The organism is Bradyrhizobium sp. CCBAU 21365 (assembly GCF_015291305.1).
In the GTDB taxonomy this organism is placed as follows: Bacteria; Pseudomonadota; Alphaproteobacteria; order Rhizobiales; family Xanthobacteraceae; genus Bradyrhizobium; species Bradyrhizobium elkanii.
The window spans coordinates 4392975-4410522 of sequence record NZ_CP030036.1; the positions used below are offsets into that span (position 1 = coordinate 4392975).

A 17548-nucleotide genomic window follows, 5' to 3' on the forward strand; every position below is an offset into this window, starting at 1 on the left:
GCTTATTCTTCTGATTTCGTCGTTACTGAGATTTTCGGATGTGGGGCCGCGATGAAGCGCCAGCCCGGCACGAAGCGAAAGGACGGATGTTTCTTATGCACGATTCACACAACGCGAGGTGTGAATCCGAAACAGTCGGACGCATTCCGCTTGACGGGGGGTTTTGTCCGAAACCGGGCGGGACCCGGCCGATCAGTGCTGTCGTTGGCAAAAATTGGACGCCGCCTGAACCTTTTGCCAGGCGAGCGGACCCATGGAGAGGCGAGGCGGCTGTTGGCGTCGATTTCTCAGACCAGGATGAGGAAGGCCAGCGCGATCACGGCAGCCACCACGCCAGTGGCGATCAGGGCGTAGTCGGTCGCGATATCGCGCTGCGGGTCCAACATCGTCTGATGTGTTTCTCGGGTCATTCTGGACCACTACGACAGCCCGGGGCAGACCTCTGTGAAGCAGATCACATGCGCCGCACTTTTTTTGCGGCAGGTTCGCGGGAACGACCCGGCGGATTCCGGGTTGTCTTGGCTCAGGGAAGATACGGCGGCGATGGCTCGGGAGTTTCAGACGGCGCGATCAGGGCTCGGCCGGGCAGGCGGCATGGACCGCCGCTGGCTGGCGGCGCTTGTCGATGCCATGGAGCAGGCGGCGCGTCCGGAGGTCCGCAATGTTCCCTGCGATGCCCGGTTGATTTCCGCCGCGGCGGCCCATCTGGCCCGTCCCGCACCGACCTTCGTCCATTGCAGGTCGGTCTATAGCCTGCGCAACTAGCAGCACCCGTTCCTTCAGGCCTATTCGCCGGCGAGTTGCAGCCGGGGCTTGGCCGCGCCGGCCTCCTTCAGCCGCAGACGGGCTTCTTCGTCGCCGATGTAGTCGCGGGTGATCGGGACGATGCCCTGGCGCTTGGTGAGCTGCAGCTGGAAATTCATCATGTTCTGCACGCGGAACGACATCTCCGAGGCAGCCAGATAGAATTCCCACATCCGGGCAAAGGTCTCGTCGTAGAGCCGCACGGCCTCCTCGCGCCGCGCCATGAAGCGCTCGCGCCACGCCTTCAGCGTCTCGGCATAGTGGAGGCGCAGGATCTCCATGTCGCAGATCAGCAAACCGGCCTTCTCGATCGCCGGCATGACCTCGGACAGCGCCGGAATGTAGCCGCCGGGGAAGATGTATTTCCGGATCCAGGGGCTGGTGACGTCGGGGCCGGTCGAGCGGCCGATCGAATGCAGCACCATGACACCGTCGTCGCTCAAGAGTTCGGCGCAGCGCGCAAAGAAGGTTTCATAATAGGCGACCCCGACATGCTCGAACATGCCGACCGAGACGATGCGGTCGAACGGGCCGGGGATGTCGCGGTAGTCCTGCATCAGGAAGCGCGCGGAGTGCGCCAGGTTCCGCTCCGCCGCGCGCGCGTTGGAAATCTGCAGCTGCTCGGTCGACAGCGTGACGCCGGTGACGTCGGCGCCGCTCATCTCGGCGAGATAGAGCCCAAGGCCGCCCCAGCCGGAACCGATGTCGAGGATGCGGTGCCCGGGCTCGATCAGGAGTTTTGCGGCGAGGTGGCGCTTCTTGGCGAGCTGGGCATCGTCCAGCGTCGCGTCCGGCGTCTCGAAATAGGCGCAGCTGTATTGCTTGTCCGCGTCGAGGAACAGGGAATAGAGGCGGCCGTCGAGATCGTAATGACTGGCGACATTGCTCCTGGATCGGCCGCGCACGTTGATCTGCTGGGCGCGGCGTCCGAGGAAGCGCACCCAGGCCTGCAGCCTGGCAAAGTTCGGCAGCATGGCTGCCTGACCCATCAGGACCGCCAGCACGTCGGCGATGGTGCCTTGCTCCACCACGAACGTGCCGTCCATGAAGGCTTCGCCGAAATAAAGTTCGGGATCGACCAGGATGCGGAGTTCGGCCGCTCGCGTCATGAAGCGCGCGGCGACCGGTACGCCCGTGCCGTCACCGCAGGTGAATTGAGCGCCGCTCGCGGTCGTGAACGTGATCGAACCGCGGCGGATGAAGCGCCCCAAGAAGTATCGCAACAATCGGTCCATCGAAACACCAACGGAACGGCAAGCTGCACACCGACACCACCGGAGTTGATCACTCCAATGTGTCCCAAGTCTCAAGATAGGCAGGGAATTAGATCGCGCTATTGCGTTGTGGTCAAAGCCGATATTCCAAAATGTGACAATTGCGTGGATGCGTCATGGGTGCGCTTCCATTCGCGCGATAATCGGCTAAAAGGTGACCGCCGCGGCCGATCCATCAGGCGCTGGCGGCGATTTTTCCGGAATCTGGAGACTTAAGGAATGTTGAGCCGAGCCCTCAGTCTGGCGACGGTGGCGCTTCTGATTGGCTGCCTGTCAGCCGTATCGGCGCAGGCGCAAAACCTCGAGGCCGGCAAGAGCCCCTCCCAGATCTTCGCAAGCACCTGCACGGCTTGCCACAAGAGCCCGCGCGGCCTGCTGAAATCGGTGCCGGCCGGTTCGCTGCCGGGCTTCCTGCGCCAGCACTATACGACCTCCAGCGACATGGCCGGCGTGCTTGCATCCTATCTGATTTCGAACGGCGCCAACGACCCGCGCTATCAGGCCAAGGATCAGCCCAAGGGGACCAAGGAGGGCGCCAAGGGCCGGGACCGCCGGCAGGAAGCCAACCAGTCGCCGGATCAGCCGTCCGAGCGTCCGGCCCGCCGACGGCACCAGGATGCAGCGCCGCAGGAAGGAGCCAAACCCGACGCCGATGGCTTGAATCCCGAGGGACGTCCAGGTCGCCACGGCAAGCGGATGGCCCGCCCGAGCGAGGCGCCGGAGGGCGCGAAGCCGGATGACGGCCAGACGCCGCAGGCCGCCGGCGAGGGCAAGCCGTCGCGGCAGAAGCATGGCCGTCGCGGCAAGCCGGTCGAGGAGCCGAAGTCCGAGGAGACGCCCAAGGGCGCGGCGACCAGCGACGAGCCCAAGACCGAGCCCAAGACCGAGTCCAAGACCGAGCCCAAGGCAGCTACCAAGCGCGAGGACAGGGGTGAGGCCGAGAAGCCGGCGAAGCCCGCCGCCGAGCCCGACACCGCAAAGGTCGACGCGCCCAAGAGCAATGGCGGCGAGCCGGCTGCCGTGCGATCCGATCCGGTTCCGCAGGTCACACCGGCGCCTGCGGCGGCTGCGCCTGCCGCGTCCGAGCCGGCCGCAGCTGCAACGCCCGCTCCGGCGCCAGCCGCGCCGCCGGTGACTGCGACCGCGCCGCCGCCACCTCCGCCGACGACGCCGGGCTCCGGCCCACCGGAAGCTCCGACCTCGAAGTAGTCGCCAACGCCGGGCCGCAAGGTCCCGGCGTATTCGTTTGATCGCCATTAGAGCAATGCTCTAGAGTGTTAGTCTAACGAGGGAGGACGACTTGAGCACGGCGCGCGAAGATCTTCTGGCGGCGGGACTGGCGGTGTTCGACCGCGACGGGTTTGAGGGCGCGACGGTGGCCGAGATCCGCTCCCGCGCCCGCGCGTCCAACGGCAGCTTCTTCCACTTCTTCACCTCGAAGAAGGAGCTCGCCGGGACCCTGTTCCTGGAAATCCTGCAGGCCTATCACGCCGCGATCATCACCTCGGTCGATGACAGCTGCGGTGCCGGCGAGGGCGTCGCGCGGCTGATCCACGCCCACCTCGATTGGGTCGTGAGCAACCGGCGCGAGGCGCGCTTCCTCTTCGAGATTTCGCGCAGCGAGTGGGGCGAGGAGGTGCGCGGCGCGCAGCGCAGCGAGAATTCGCGGCTCACCGATGGCATCGAGCGCTGGCGCGCACCGCTGCTCGCGCGTGGCGAATTGCTGCCGATGAGCGCCGTGCTGTTCTTCAGCCAGATCATCGGGCCGGCGCAGATCTTCTGCCGCGCCTGGCTGTCGCGCCGCCATACCGGCGATCCGCGCGAACAAGTCGAGACGCTGATCGCCTGCGCGATCCGCGCAGTGGTGGCGCCGGGTGCGCCGGAGCGAGCAGGAGGAACGTCATGAGCAAGACCGATCCGGACTTTGCACCGATCGCGACACGAATTCGCGACAATGTCGGCCGGCAGGGCTTCATGGGTCTTGTCGGTGCCGAGGTGGCCGAGCTGGCGCGCGGCACGTGCACGCTCGCGGTCGACCGCCGTCCGGAGCTGTTGCAGCAGCACGGGCTGTTTCACGGCGGGGTGACGGCGTTTCTGGTCGACAACGCCACCACGATCGCGGCGGCGACGTCGCGCGGCCAGCCGGCGCTGACGGCGGAGTACAAGTTGAACCTGCTGTCGCCGGCGTCGGGCGATCGCCTGATCTGCCGGGCGCGCGTGATCAAGCCGGGACGTCAGGTCGCCGTCGTTGCGGCCGACGTGTTCTGCGTCATCGACGGCAAGGAGAAGCACACCGCGACCGCATTGGCGTCGATTGCGATGCTCGACGATCAGGCGGCGGCACGAATCCAAAGCCCGGCCTGATCGAGGCCGGGCTTCGTAGTTTTCGAGCGAAGTGGATATCGGTTCGCGCGAAGAAAACGCGTCAAAACCAGAATCGAGAGCATCGGTTCAGCACCGATGCTCTCGTCGGTTGGACGATGCCGAGAAGCTTACTTCTCTTCGGCGGCCGGAGCCGGCGCGGCTTCCTCGTCGTGCTGGGCTTCCGGATCGAAGAATTCGCCGGCGGCGGCGAGCGCCTCGGCGGCAGCGTCCTGATCTTCCTGGCGGGTCGAGATGTCCTCGCCGCGCTTGATCCGCTCGGCCTCTTCGGCGGAGCGGGCGACCGTCACGGTGACGCTGGTCTCGACCTCGGGGTGAACGGCGATCGTCACCTTCTGCGCGCCGATCACCTTGATCGGCGAGTCGAGCCAGACCTGCGGGCGCGACACCGTCACGCCGTCGGTCGCCAGCGCGGCGACGATGTCGCGCACCGTGACCGAGCCGAACAGCTGGCCGGATTCGGAAGCCTGGCGGATGATGACGATGTCGCGGCCGTCGATCTTCTCGGCGACCTTGGCGGCTTCGCCCTTGGCCTTGATGTTGTTGGCCTCGAGCTCGGCCTTCATGCCGTCATACTTGGCGCGGTTCGCCTCGGTGGCGCGCAGCGCCTTGCCGCGCTTCAGCAAGAAGTTGCGGGCGAACCCGTCCTTGACGCGCACGACTTCGCCCATCTGGCCAAGCTTGGCAACGCGTTCGAGCAGAATGACTTCCATTTTCGTTCTCCTTTAGATGCTAAGTACGGGTTTAAGTGGTTGGATCGAATCTCAGGCCGCGGGCAAAGGCGGCGGTCTTGTTCGCAGATAGCGCTGGCGCAGCCCGAACACGGCGTCGGCGATGCCGAGCGCGAACATCGCCACGATCGGCCAGCCGAACATGGCGACGACAGCGTAGATGCCGCCGAGCCAGAAGCCGCGATTGGTGAGCGACAGCGTCAGGGTGTGCAGCACCGCGAAGCCGACCAGCGCGTAGGCGATCACCAGCGCCGTGGTGACGATCTGCGCCAGCAGCGCAAGCATGCCGCCGACGAAGCTGGCGCCGACCGCCACGATCAGCGCGAGCAGCGTCATGGCGGGGAGCGCGGTGCTACGGAACTCCGGCCACGGTCGGTTAAGTCGCCCGGAGGTTTGCGTGATCTTGCCGGCGAGCCAAAGGTTCAGCGTCAGCGTCACCATGGAGATGACCGTCGCCGCGAGCGGCGCGAAGATCACCAACGCGTCGACGAGCCGTTCGATGTCACCGCTGGGCTGCGCTTCGCCGGCACTGAGCATCTTGAGCAGGCCGCGCCGCAGCGTGCCGGTGATCGTTTCGGTATCGGTGCCGAGCGTGAGCAGCGCGACAATCGTGGTGATGATGGCGAAGGCTGCAATCCAGAGCAGGATGCGGCCGACGGGGTACCATTCAAGCGCAGGCGGCTGCTGCTTGGCGCTGTCGCCGGCTACGCCCGCGATCGGCCGTCCGAGCAGGGCGAGGTGGCCGAGCCACCAGCCGGGCACGGCGACCATCATGGCAAACGCAATGCTGTAGGGAAGGCCGAAGATCGTGCCGAGCACGGATGCCGCACCCACTCCACCAATAGCGGCGGCGAGGGGACCCCAGCCGAGCGCCGCCACCATGATCGGCAGCGATGCGAGATAGAACAGCAATATCGAGATCAGCGCGCCCGAACTGATCGAGGCGAACATCAGCGCCGACGCGGCGCCGGCTGCGAGTGCAACGGTGAATATTCCGATCATCAGCTGTCCCGCCCCCTTTGAGCGGTTAGGGGTCCTGCATCGAGAACCCCAACCATCGGCGACCGGACGACCCGGAAGCCTTATGAGAATGAGCGGCCGGCGGCGCGTGCCGCCGGCCGTCGTCAATTAGCGAATGACGTAAGGCAGCAGGCCGAGGAAGCGCGCGCGCTTGATGGCGCGGGCGAGCTCACGCTGCTTCTTGGCGGACACGGCCGTGATGCGGCTCGGCACGATCTTGCCGCGCTCGGAGACGTAACGCATCAGCAGCTTGGAATCCTTGTAGTCGATCTTCGGCGCATTCGCGCCCGTGAACGGGCAGGACTTGCGACGACGGAAAAACGGACGGCGGGCACCAGCATCAGCCATGATTCATTACTCCTCGGTCGCAGCTTCTTCTTCGCGCGGACGGCGCGGGCCACGGTCGCCACGGAAACCACCACCATCGCGGTCACCACGGAAGCCGCCTTCGCGGTCGCCACGGAAGCCGCCACCACGGTCATCACGCTCGCGGTCACGGTCGGCCTTGCGCATCATCGCGGACGGGCCTTCCTCGTGCTCTTCGACGCGCACGGTGAGATAGCGGATGACGTCTTCGTTGATCCGCTCCTGACGCTCGATCTCGGTGACGACAGCCGACGGTGCGTCGATGTTCATCAGCACGAAATGCGCCTTGCGGTTCTTGTTCATGCGGTAGGTGAGGGAGCGCACGCCCCAGCTCTCGGTCTTGGTGACCTTACCGCCGCCCTGTTCGACGATCCCCGTCATCTGGGCCGTCAGTTCATCCACCTGCTGGGTGCTCGCATCCTGACGCGCGAGAAAAACATGCTCGTAAAGAGGCATGGTTGTCCTTTCCTGTGTTGGCGCGGTTTCCGGCGACAAGCCCTTCGAGACCTTCGGAAAGGACTCGAGCTGCTCAGAAGGCGGGAGCACGGGACGACGGGCCGACTGGCCCTGCCACATCAAAATCAACGGGTGAATTTGCTGAGACCGTCCGTTCAGCTCCCGGCCGGAGCCCACGAATGGCGCGCTTATACGGATTTTGGCCGCGAAAGCAAGGGTTCTCGGCCTCTGGATGCGCGAGGCGTCGTAGCCCTCCAGGCCGTTTGACGCAACCTCAGGCGTTTTCCCGTTGATTTCTTTGTTTGTATGTCATACAAATTTCTGACGGAGGACGAAATATGGGTTCGGAGACCGCCAGCGGCATGTCTGCGCCCGATCCGAAGCACGCGGTCCGCGCGACGCGGTCGGCGGGGCGCAAGATGCGCTCGCTGCTGCTCGATGCCGCCAGCCGCCTGTTCAAGGAGCGCGGGCTCTCGGGCACCTCGATCTCCGATATCGCCGCGGCAGCCGACGCCTTTCCGAGCCAGATCACCTATTACTTCCGCACCAAGGAAGCGCTGTTCGTCGAGGCGGCCAGCCGCGACATGCTCTATCTCGCGCGCGCGACCGAGCAGGCCGCCCTGAATGCCCACACCCCGCGGGACTACACCCGCGCACTGGCCGAGACCGTGACCGCGACCGACACGGTCGCCTTTTTCGCGGAGGCCTTGACCCTCACGCGGCGCCGGCAGGACCTCGCGCCCCTCGTCGAGCGCACCATCGAACGCCTGCACAGCGAGGGCGCGCGCGCCTATGCGGGCCAGGTTGAGCGCCATGGCTGGCGGTCGCTGCGCGCGCCCGAGGAAAGCTCGCGGCGGTTCTGGGCTATTGCGATCGGTGTGGTCGTCGAAGGTTTCGCCATGGGTCGTGGCTCCGAGGAAATGTGCCGCGAATTGCTGCGCGCGCTCGGCGAGCAGGCGACATCAACTTCGACGTCGGCCAATGACGGGACGCGTCTGCGCCTGGTCGGCGATCACAGCACTTCATCCTCAACGGACGGGGAGACAAGCACATGACCGCGCTTCGCATGCGAGCCCGCGATTTCCTGACCGAGGACGAACTGGTCGCGGTGCGCGAGCGCACGACGTGGAAGGGCGCAGCCCTGATCGTGCACGCCTGGGCGCTGATCCTGGGCGCGATCGCGCTGGTCGCGTGGTGGCCCAATCCGCTGACCTATCTGCTCGCGGTTGCGATCATCGGATCGCGCCAACTCGGGCTCGCGATCCTGATGCATGACGGGGCGCACGGCTGTCTGTCGGCGGACGAGAGGACCAACCTCACGCTGAGCCAGTGGTTCTGCGCCTATCCGATCTTCGCGGAGACCCGCGGCTATCGCCGCTATCATCTGCAGCACCATGCGCGGACGCAGCAGGAGGATGATCCCGACCTCGTGCTGTCGGCGCCGTTCCCGATCACGAAGATGAGCTACCGCCGGAAGTTCTTCCGCGATATCACCGGGCAGACCGGCTACCAGCAGCGCAAGGCGCAATTGCTCAATGCGATCGGGCCGAAGGAGTGGCCGTTGTCGCGGCGCGCCGCCAACTTCTGGCAGAAGCTCGGGCCGCAATGCGTCACCAACGCGCTGCTGTTCGCGGGGCTCGCCGCCGCGGGCGTGTGGTGGGCCTATCCGCTGTTGTGGCTGGTGCCGCTGCTGACCTGGATGATGGTGATCACGCGCATCCGCAACATCGCCGAACACGCCGTCGTGCCTGACAGCTCCGATCCCCTGCGCAACACCCGCACCACGCGGGCCAACGTCCTCGAGCGTCTGTTCATCGCGCCGTACTACGTGAACTATCACCTCGAGCATCATCTGCTGTTCTACGTGCCCTGCTACAACCTGCCGCGCGTCCACCGCATCCTGAGCGAAAGCCGCTATGCCGGCCGGATGGAAGTGCAGCCGGGCTACGCCGCCGTGCTGCGGCTTGCGACCGCCAGGCCCGCCAACGAGGATCGTCCGGGGCAGCTGGTCAACAGCGCACGCCGGGCGAGGGCCGGCGCCAAGGTTAACGCCGACCAGAATGCCGGCGGGTTCTAGCCCGAAGCCGGACCGGCATCCCCAGGGTTCCTCCGGCGCGGCTTGACAGCACCGCCTCCGTCAGTGTCTTACGGCCCGGTCCGAGGCCGGTTGCAAGGCTTGGTTGCAAGGGATTGGCCCGGACCCGCTGTGGCGCGTTTTGCGCGACGCGGATACCGTTTTCCCCTGCGGCAGGCCTAAAGCGCCTGCGCGGAGATCACGCTCAACAAGGTAGGGATCGCCGATGACGGCAGCATTTACGTTTCCCGGGCAGGGCTCGCAGGCGGTTGGCATGGGCAAGGCCCTGGCCGACGCCTTTCCGGCGGCCAGGGCGGTGTTCGACGAGGTCGATTCCGCGCTGGGCGAGAAGCTGACCGCGATCATCTGGGATGGTCCCGGCGAGACATTGCAACTCACCGAAAACGCCCAGCCGGCCCTAATGGCGGTGTCGATTGCCACATTGCGCGTGCTCGAGAGCGAAGCCGGCTTCTCGGTCGGCCGCAACGCGGCCTTCGTTGCCGGGCACTCGCTCGGCGAGTATTCGGCGCTGGCCGCCGCCGGGAGCCTCTCCGTCAGCGACACCGCGCGGCTGCTCCGCACCCGCGGGCTCGCGATGCAGAAGGCGGTGCCGGTCGGCGTCGGTGCGATGGCCGCGCTGCTTGGTCTCGACTACGAAACCGCCGTGGCGGTCGCCAATGAGGCGGCGCAGGGACAAGTCTGCCAGGCCGCCAACGACAATGGCGGCGGCCAGGTGGTGGTCTCCGGCGACAAGGCCGCCGTCGATCGCGCGGTCGAAATCGCCAAGACCAAGGGCGCCAAGCGCGCCATGCTGCTGCCGGTGTCGGCGCCGTTCCATTGCAAGCTGATGCAGCCGGCGGCCGATGCGATGGCAGAGGCGCTGGCCGGCGTGACCATCAAGGCGCCCGCGGCGCCGCTCGTCTGCAATGTGCTGGCCTCCGCCATCACCGATCCCGACGAGATCCGCCGCCGCCTGATCGAACAGGTCACGGGGACGGTGCGCTGGCGCGAGTCGGTTGCCTATATGGCAGGAAAGGGCGTGACGCGGTTCTTCGAGATCGGCGCGGGCAAGGTGCTGAGCGGCCTCGTCAAGCGCATTGCGGACGGCGCGGTCGGCGTGTCCGTCGGCGGTCCGAACGATATCGCTGCGGCCAAGGACGCGCTCGCAGCTTCGGCTTGAAGCAGCCAGAAGGAGAATTCGATGTTTGATCTGACTGGCAAGACGGCGCTCGTCACGGGCGCAACCGGCGGCATCGGCGGCGCGATCGCGCAGGCGCTGCATGCGCAGGGCGCGACGGTAGCGATCTCGGGGACGCGGCGCGAGGTGCTGGACGGCTTTGCGGCCAAGCTCGGCGAGCGCGTGCACGTGCTGCCCTGCAATCTCTCCAGCAAGGATGACGTCGAGGCGCTGGTGCCGGCAGCGGAAGCGGCGATGGGACAGGTCGACATCCTGATCGCCAACGCCGGCATCACCCGCGACAACCTGTTCGTGCAGCTGCGCGACGAGGATTGGGACGACGTGATCGCGGTCAACCTGACCGCGACGTTCCGCCTGGCGCGCGCCGCGACCAAACTGATGATGCGCAAGCGCTTCGGCCGCATCATCGCGATCACCTCGATCGTCGGCGTCACCGGCAATCCGGGGCAGGGCAACTACACCGCGTCGAAGGCCGGCATCATCGGCCTGATCAAGACGCTGGGCGCCGAATACGCCAAGCGCGGCGTGACCGCCAATTGCATCGCGCCGGGTTTCATCAAGACGCCGATGACGGATGCGCTCAACGACAAGCAGCGCGAAACCATCCTGGCGAAGGTTCCTGCGGCGCGCCTCGGAACGCCCGAGGACATCGCCGCTGCAGCGGTCTATCTGGCCTCGAACGAGGCCGCGTACGTCACCGGGCAGACGATTCACGTCAACGGCGGGATGGCTATGATTTGAGCTGCTTGCTGGCTCTCGCAATGCGGCGAAAAGCCGTTTTCGGGTGCCGGTTCAGGCGTGTAGTCAAGGCTTTGGAAGTATGGTAGCTGAACCCCCCATGGATGGGCAAAGAACGCCATTGCAGGATTTTGAAACCCTGTATATTGGCGTGGCGACGCCTGCCGTTCGCCGGGGCTTTAATCGGCTACGACCGGGCCGAATCAAGACTATGCGCGACTGAGTAATCGAGACGACCACGATGGCTCGTATCGTCTTGGGGTCGGGTCCAATGGAACAACGAGGTTGAACGATGAGTGAGATTGGCGAGCGGGTTAAGAAGATTGTGGTCGAGCACCTTGGTGTCGAGCCCGAGAAGGTGGTCGATAGCGCGAGCTTCATCGATGACCTCGGCGCCGACAGCCTCGACACGGTCGAGCTCGTGATGGCATTCGAAGAAGAATTCGGTTGCGAGATTCCCGACGACGCGGCGGAGACGATTCTGACCGTCGGCGACGCGACCAAGTTTCTTGAGAAGAACGCGAAGAGCTGACGCCGATCGCGAATTTGACGGGGCCGGACGGACCGCGATCGAGCGGTCCCCCGGCTTCTTATTATCAGCCGCGCATTGCTGGCCGGAGACGTGGAAATGAGACGAGTTGTCGTCACGGGGCTGGGCATGCTTACACCGCTCGGCTGCGGCGTTGACGCAACTTGGGCGCGCATCCTCGCCGGAGACAGCGGCGGCAAGAAGATCGACACGTTCGACGTGTCCGACCTGCCGAGCCAGGTCGCCTGCTACATTCCGCGCGGCGACGGCACTGGCGGCACCTTCAATCCCGACCAGTGGATGGAGCCGAAGGACCAGCGCAAGGTCGACGACTTCATCCTCTATGCGATGTGCGCGGCCAAGCAGGCGCTGGACGATGCCAACTGGCATCCGAAGTCGGATGAGGACCAGTTCGCCACCGGCACGATGATCGGCTCCGGCATCGGCGGCCTCACCGGCATTGCCGAGACTGCGGTGCTGCTGAAGGAGCGCGGACCGCGCAGGGTCTCTCCCTTCTTCATTCCGGGCCGCCTGATCAATCTGGCCTCGGGCTATGTCTCGATCGAGCACGGCCTGAAGGGGCCCAATCATGCGGTGGTCACGGCGTGCTCGACCGGCGCGCATGCGGTCGGCGACGCAGCGCGGCTGATCGCGCTCGGCGACGCCGAGGTGATGGTTGCGGGCGGCGCCGAATCGCCGATCTCGCGGATCGGCATCGCCGGCTTCTGCGCGGCGCGTGCGCTGTCCACCGGCTTCAACGAGACCCCGCAAAAGGCATCGCGGCCTTATGACAAGGATCGCGACGGCTTCGTGATGGGCGAGGGCGCCGGCGTCCTCGTGCTCGAGGAATACGAGCACGCCAAGCGCCGCGGCGCGAAGATCTATGCCGAGGTCACCGGCTATGGCCTGTCGGGCGATGCCTTCCACATCACCTCGCCGCCGCCGGACGGCAATGGCGGCTTCCGCAGCATGAGCATGGCGCTGAAGCGCGCCGGCCTCGCGGCATCCGACCTCGACTACATCAATGCGCACGGCACCTCGACGCAGGTCGGCGACGAGATCGAGCTCGGCGCGGTCGAGCGTCTGCTCGGCAACGCGGCCTCGAAGGTTTCGATGTCGTCGACCAAGTCCGCGACCGGGCATCTGCTCGGTGCGGCCGGCGCGATCGAGGCGATCTTCGCGATCCTGGCGATTCGCGATAACGTGGTGCCGCCGACCATCAATCTCGACAATCCGTCGGTGCAAACGGCGATCGATCTTGTGCCGCATACGTCGCGCAAGCGTGACGTCAATGTGGCGCTGTCCAATTCCTTCGGTTTCGGCGGCACAAACGCTTCCGTGATCGTGCAGCGCGTGACCAATTAGTAGGTCGTTAGAGCGTTTTCGAGCGAAGTGGGTACCGGTTCGCGTGAAGAAAATGCGTCAAAAACGAGAATCCAAAGTCCCGTTCCGATTCGATCGGGACTTTCGAACTAGTCCACCGTTTTGCCGTATTCCGCGGTGACTCCTAATAGCGGGCGTATGCTATTGGCAGGGCAGGGGTTTGTCCGGCCACGATTCAACCGGCAGGATATTGGTTTGCATCGATGAGTGAGAGGCCGCCCATTTCACCGAGGAGTCCACGCGCCGCGCTGGAGCCCGAACAGCTTCCGCCGCCGCCCAAGCGCTCGGATCGCGCCCGCAATCCCTTCGTGATCGTCGGCAATGCCATCTTCACCATCCTGATCATCCTGATGATCGGCGCGGGAGCGACGTATTACTACGGCAAGCAGGCGCTGGAATCGCCGGGACCGCTGCAGGAAGACAAGATCGTCAACATCCCGGCGCGCGCCGGCAAGCGTGACATCGCCGACGTGCTCTCGCGTGAGGGCGTGATCAACGTCAATCCGTGGGTCTTCATCGGCGGCGTGTTCGCGCTGAAGGCAAGCTCCGATCTCAAGCCCGGCGAATATTCGTTCCAGAAGAATGCCAGCCTGCGCGACGTCATCGCCACCATCGTCGACGGCAAGGTGGTGCAGCACGCCATCACGATCCCGGAAGGCCTGACTTCGGAGCAGATCGTGACGCGGCTGTCCGACAACGACATCTTCACCGGCTCGGTGCGCGAGATCCCGCGCGAGGGCACGCTGCTGCCGGAGACCTACAAATTCCCGCGCGGTACCACGCGCGACCAGGTGATCCAGCGCCTGCAGCAGGCGCAGAAGCGCGTGCTTGCCGAAATCTGGGAACGCCGCAACACCGACACGCCGCTGAAATCGCCGGACCAGCTGGTGACGCTGGCCTCGATCGTCGAGAAGGAAACCGGCCGCGCCGACGAGCGCAGCCGCGTGGCCGCCGTGTTCGTCAACCGCCTGCGCCAGCGGATGAAGCTGCAGTCCGATCCGACCATCATCTACGGACTGGTGGGCGGCAAGGGAACGCTGGGCCGTCCGATCAAGCGCAGCGAGATCACGCAGCCGTCGCCCTACAACACCTATGTGATCGACGGCCTGCCGCCCGGACCGATCGCCAATCCCGGACGCGCCTCGCTGGAGGCGACCGCCAACCCGGCGCGTACCCGCGACCTGTTCTTCGTCGCCGATGGAACCGGCGGCCACGCCTTCACCGAAACCTACGACCAGCACGCGAAGAACGTCGCCAAGCTGCGCGCGTCGGAGAAGCAGATCCAGAACGACACGGTCGAGCCTGCGGATGATCCGGCGCCTGCCGCCGCGGCGCCCGGCGCCGACACCAATCCCACGGCGACGACGCCGAAGCCCACCAATCAAAAGAAGCCGCCGCGCGGTCGGCAGGGCGCAGCCCAGCAGACCAATTCGCCGCCGGTGGTGCAGCGCTAAAGCGCGATCGTCATCGCGCTCTAGCTTCTTGTTTGAGCATGATCGCCGCGCAAACGCTACGCGTTTGTCGCGAGGGAAAACCGCTACACACTTTTCCGGATCATGCTGTAGCTCTGCGTTTCCGGAGGTGGAACGTAATTCCACTTTCACGGAATCCGTTTTAAGGTCGCACCGGCTCCCCACGAGTCTCGCAGGCTCCGGGTGAGTCCCATATCCTTCTGTTGGAGAGTTTCACGCGATGGCGCTGTCGAGCATGACTGGCTTTGCCCGAAGCCATGGCGCAAGCGGTCCCTATACGTTCGAGTGGGAGCTGAAATCGGTCAATGCCAAGGGCTTTGACCTGCGGTTGCGGCTGCCGCCGGGCTGGGACGAACTGGAAGCGCTTGCCAAGAAGCGGGCCGGCGAGCTGCTGTCGCGCGGCACGGTCTACGCCAATCTCAGCGTCAAGCGCACCGACGCGGCGCAGACGATCCGGATCAATGAGGACGTGCTCGCCGCCGTGGTGAAGGTCGCCGGCACGCTCGCGCAGCGGATCGACGCGGTGGCACCGAGCATTGACGGACTGCTCGGCATCAAGGGCGTCATCGAGGTGGTCGAGCCTGAGAGCAACGAGGACGAGGACAAGGCGGCGCGCGAGGCGGCAGCGATGGCCTTCGAGCAGGCGCTCGGCAGCCTTGTCGAGATGCGCCGCCGCGAGGGCGATGCGCTGGGGCAGATCCTGATGCAGCGGATGGACGAGATCGAGCGGCTCGCCAAGCGCGCCGAGACCGCTCCCGGCCGCAAGCCCGAGGCGATCAAGGCGCGGCTTGCCGAGCAGATCGCAGCGCTGCTCGAGACGTCCGACCGCTTCGATGCCGACCGCCTGAACCAGGAGGCGATCCTGATCGCCACCAAGGCCGACATCCGCGAGGAGCTCGACCGCATCGCCTCGCATATCGCCCAGGCGCGCGAGATGATCGGCAAGGGCGGTCCGGTCGGGCGCCGGCTCGACTTCCTCGCCCAGGAATTCAATCGCGAGGTGAACACCTGCTGCTCGAAGTCGAACGACGTCGAGCTGACCAACACCGGGCTTGAAATGAAGAACGTGGTCGAGCAGTTCCGCGAACAGGTCCAGAATCTGGAGTGAATGATGACGGCGCAGGGTTTTGACGGCGTTGAGCGGCGCGGACTGATGTTCGTCCTGTCGTCGCCCTCGGGCGCCGGCAAGACCACGCTGTCGCGCATGCTGCTGGAGCGCGAGCCGGGCCTGAAGATGTCGGTGTCGGCGACGACGCGGCCGATGCGCCCGGGCGAGGTCGAGGGCCGCGACTATTTCTTCGTCGACAAGAAGAAGTTCGAGACGATGGTCGAGCACGGTGAACTGCTCGAATGGGCCACCGTATTCGACAACCGCTACGGCACGCCGCGTGCGCCGGTCGAGGCCGCATTATCGGTGGGGCAGGATGTTCTGTTCGATATCGACTGGCAGGGCACGCAACAGCTCCACCAGAAAGCCAGCGCCGATGTGGTGCGGGTGTTCATCCTGCCGCCGTCGGCCGCCGATCTCGAGAAGCGGCTGCATACCCGGGCGCAAGATTCGGAAGAGGTCATCCGCGGACGGATGAGCCGCGCCAGTCATGAGCTGAGCCATTGGGCGGAATACGACTACATCGTCGTCAACCACAACGTTGATGACGCCTTTGCCGAGGTGCAGTCGATCCTGAAGGCCGAGCGCCTCAAGCGCGAGCGCCGCACCGGCCTCACCGAATTCGTACGCGGCCTGCAGCGTCAGCTCGAGAAGTAGCGCGTTGCGGACGTGATGCGACCGCATCACGTCCGTTTGCATTTTTTTCTAAGCGGACCTTAATTCGTCGCGCTGCGCGCAAGCCGCTGCAGCATTGCGGCGATCTGCTTGTTGTCTTGCTCCCTTTGATCCCGATCACGCGTAGTCTCGCGACGTGGAGCTGGCTTCTCGGCGCGGCGTGGAGCGGGCGTCTCCGCACGGCGCGGAACGGGAGTCTCGGCGCGGCGCGGCGCAGCCTCGGACAGACGCAGCGGACGGTCCCGGCTGACAACCGCCATCGGCGGCGCCGGCTCGGTGTGCAGCGAATCCCACGGCGCGTGCCACTCGTCCTCGGTTTGGTAGGGCGCCGAGCGCCTGCGGGTCAGCCCGAACACCAGCGCGCTGACCATGCCGGCCAGCGCCAGCGCTCCAACCATCACGATCAGCAACATCTGCGTCGAGGAGGATGATTTCTCCACGGACGCCTCGGCCGTGGCGGGGGCGGCAGGCGCCGGCGCGGCCGCCTGTTGCGGTGTCGCGTCGGCCTGCGCGACCGCGGTCGGCGGGTCCGCGGCGCGCCGGGTTCCGTTGGTTCCGGCCATGCTCGATGCATCCAGCCATCTGGCGTTCACGTCAGACGGCTGGGCGTTGGCACCCGGTCCCGCCGGATCGGTCGTTGCTGCTGCCGTTCCGCCGGCCTGGCCGGCGTCGGCGCTTGGCGCAGGCACGGTTGCGGCCTGCACCGAGGGCCACTCGGCATGGGCATCGGCGACTGACTTGCGCATCGCCGGCTGCTGCGGCGCGGGCTGGCTCTGCGGCGCCGGCTGGCTCTGTGGCGGCGTCGCGTCGGCCGTTGTGGTATCGGGCGCGGCCGCCGCCGGCGGCTGCTGTGCGGTCGTGGTCGCCGTCTTGGCCGCCTTGTTCTTGGCCTCGCCGAGATACCAGCACTTCTTCTTGCTGCGATCGAGATGGTAGAACCAGTGGCTTCCCGCAGGCGCGGTTCCCTTGGGGGCGGACAGACAGCTGTCCGCCGTGTTGGCGCTATTGGCCGTATTGGCGGCGGTCTGGGCCATGGCGCCGAAACTGGCACCGGCCAGCATGCTGGCGGCAAGCGCCGCAGCGAATTTCGCTGAACGATTTGACATACGCGTCCCCGGTATCTCTTTTTTAACGCAAACGCTGGAGATCCCAATCTCGGCAAAGAGTTGGGTCGCAATGCGCCGCAAATCCGGAACGGGTAGGGCTTAATTGGGGCTCGCGGCGTGCCGCAATTGCGGCGAGCCCGAGGCCGCGGAACATGAACCGAACGATGGCTTGGTTCGACTGTCAGGTTCCATCGGAGCGGCCGCGTCCCGCCGGCGGTAGCAGCACGGGCGG

Annotated in this window: 19 protein-coding genes; 13 read left to right on the top strand and 6 right to left on the bottom strand. The window is 65.7% G+C overall.

Going from position 1 to position 17548, the window contains the following annotated elements; all coding sequences use genetic code 11:
• The first annotated feature begins 543 nt into the window (after positions 1–543).
• Positions 544–765: a hypothetical protein gene (locus XI02_RS19995; RefSeq protein WP_063709293.1), complete on the top strand. Its 222-nt coding sequence runs from the start codon at positions 544–546 to the stop codon at positions 763–765.
• Positions 766–785: 20 nt separating this feature from the next.
• Here the strand turns inward: XI02_RS19995 and XI02_RS20000 are convergent, their stop codons facing one another.
• Positions 786–2039, bottom strand: a complete 1254-nt coding sequence (locus XI02_RS20000; protein WP_069277642.1) for a cyclopropane-fatty-acyl-phospholipid synthase family protein — start codon at positions 2037–2039, stop codon at positions 786–788.
• 258 nt (positions 2040–2297) lie between these two features.
• On the opposite strand from XI02_RS20000, the gene XI02_RS20005 reads away from it, so the two are divergent.
• The 3 genes from XI02_RS20005 (at position 2298) to XI02_RS20015 (ending at position 4442) form a co-directional block, all read left to right on the top strand.
• Positions 2298–3287, top strand: coding sequence for a hypothetical protein (locus XI02_RS20005; protein WP_069277643.1), 990 nt, complete (start codon positions 2298–2300; stop codon positions 3285–3287).
• Between the two features lie 91 nt (positions 3288–3378).
• Positions 3379–3984: a TetR/AcrR family transcriptional regulator gene (locus XI02_RS20010; protein ID WP_018271286.1), complete on the top strand. Its 606-nt coding sequence runs from the start codon at positions 3379–3381 to the stop codon at positions 3982–3984.
• On the top strand, positions 3981–4442 hold the full coding sequence (locus tag XI02_RS20015) for a PaaI family thioesterase (RefSeq protein WP_069277644.1): 462 nt from the start codon (positions 3981–3983) through the stop codon (positions 4440–4442). The genes XI02_RS20010 and XI02_RS20015 overlap by 4 nt, the downstream gene beginning before the upstream one ends.
• Before the next feature lie 128 nt (positions 4443–4570).
• Here XI02_RS20015 and rplI read toward each other — a convergent pair whose 3' ends face one another.
• The 4 genes from rplI to rpsF form a co-directional block, all read right to left on the bottom strand.
• Positions 4571–5173, bottom strand: coding sequence for a 50S ribosomal protein L9 (gene rplI / locus XI02_RS20020; protein WP_016844289.1), 603 nt, complete (start codon positions 5171–5173; stop codon positions 4571–4573).
• Between the two features lie 51 nt (positions 5174–5224).
• A complete protein-coding gene (locus XI02_RS20025; protein ID WP_016844288.1) occupies positions 5225–6193 on the bottom strand; it encodes a DUF2232 domain-containing protein in 969 nt (322 codons plus the stop codon).
• Positions 6194–6319: 126 nt separating this feature from the next.
• Positions 6320–6559, bottom strand: a complete 240-nt coding sequence (gene rpsR, locus XI02_RS20030) for a 30S ribosomal protein S18 (protein WP_016844287.1) — start codon at positions 6557–6559, stop codon at positions 6320–6322.
• 6 nt (positions 6560–6565) lie between these two features.
• A complete protein-coding gene (rpsF, locus tag XI02_RS20035) occupies positions 6566–7033 on the bottom strand; it encodes a 30S ribosomal protein S6 (RefSeq protein WP_026192679.1) in 468 nt (155 codons plus the stop codon).
• Positions 7034–7371: 338 nt separating this feature from the next.
• Between rpsF and XI02_RS20040 the strand changes: the two genes are divergently transcribed.
• The 9 genes from XI02_RS20040 (at position 7372) to gmk (ending at position 16192) form a co-directional block, all read left to right on the top strand.
• Positions 7372–8088, top strand: a complete 717-nt coding sequence (locus XI02_RS20040; RefSeq protein ID WP_172648062.1) for a TetR/AcrR family transcriptional regulator C-terminal domain-containing protein — start codon at positions 7372–7374, stop codon at positions 8086–8088.
• On the top strand, positions 8085–9110 hold the full coding sequence (locus XI02_RS20045; protein ID WP_038383697.1) for a fatty acid desaturase family protein: 1026 nt from the start codon (positions 8085–8087) through the stop codon (positions 9108–9110). Before XI02_RS20040 ends, XI02_RS20045 begins: the two co-directional genes overlap by 4 nt.
• A gap of 223 nt (positions 9111–9333) precedes the next feature.
• Positions 9334–10287, top strand: a complete 954-nt coding sequence (gene fabD / locus XI02_RS20050; protein ID WP_075969029.1) for an ACP S-malonyltransferase — start codon at positions 9334–9336, stop codon at positions 10285–10287.
• Positions 10288–10308: 21 nt separating this feature from the next.
• A complete protein-coding gene (gene fabG, locus XI02_RS20055; RefSeq protein WP_024581467.1) occupies positions 10309–11046 on the top strand; it encodes a 3-oxoacyl-[acyl-carrier-protein] reductase in 738 nt (245 codons plus the stop codon).
• Positions 11047–11335: 289 nt separating this feature from the next.
• Entirely contained in the window at positions 11336–11575 is a 240-nt protein-coding gene (locus XI02_RS20060) for an acyl carrier protein (protein ID WP_002716125.1), read from the top strand.
• Between the two features lie 96 nt (positions 11576–11671).
• The gene (fabF, locus tag XI02_RS20065; protein WP_172648061.1) at positions 11672–12937 is read left to right on the top strand and encodes a beta-ketoacyl-ACP synthase II; all 1266 of its coding nucleotides are present in this window, start codon (positions 11672–11674) and stop codon (positions 12935–12937) included.
• A 221-nt stretch (positions 12938–13158) separates the two neighbouring features.
• On the top strand, positions 13159–14409 hold the full coding sequence (mltG, locus tag XI02_RS20070; RefSeq protein ID WP_016844279.1) for an endolytic transglycosylase MltG: 1251 nt from the start codon (positions 13159–13161) through the stop codon (positions 14407–14409).
• A 238-nt stretch (positions 14410–14647) separates the two neighbouring features.
• Positions 14648–15535 carry a YicC/YloC family endoribonuclease gene (locus tag XI02_RS20075; RefSeq protein ID WP_172648060.1) on the top strand — a complete coding sequence of 296 codons (888 nt, stop codon included), beginning with the start codon at positions 14648–14650 and terminating at the stop codon, positions 15533–15535.
• Between the two features lie 3 nt (positions 15536–15538).
• On the top strand, positions 15539–16192 hold the full coding sequence (gene gmk / locus XI02_RS20080; protein WP_026192682.1) for a guanylate kinase: 654 nt from the start codon (positions 15539–15541) through the stop codon (positions 16190–16192).
• Positions 16193–16251: 59 nt separating this feature from the next.
• Here gmk and XI02_RS20085 read toward each other — a convergent pair whose 3' ends face one another.
• Positions 16252–17316 (bottom strand): hypothetical protein, encoded by a 1065-nt coding sequence (locus XI02_RS20085; RefSeq protein ID WP_018271295.1) that lies wholly within the window; start codon positions 17314–17316, stop codon positions 16252–16254.
• Positions 17317–17548 lie beyond the last annotated feature (232 nt).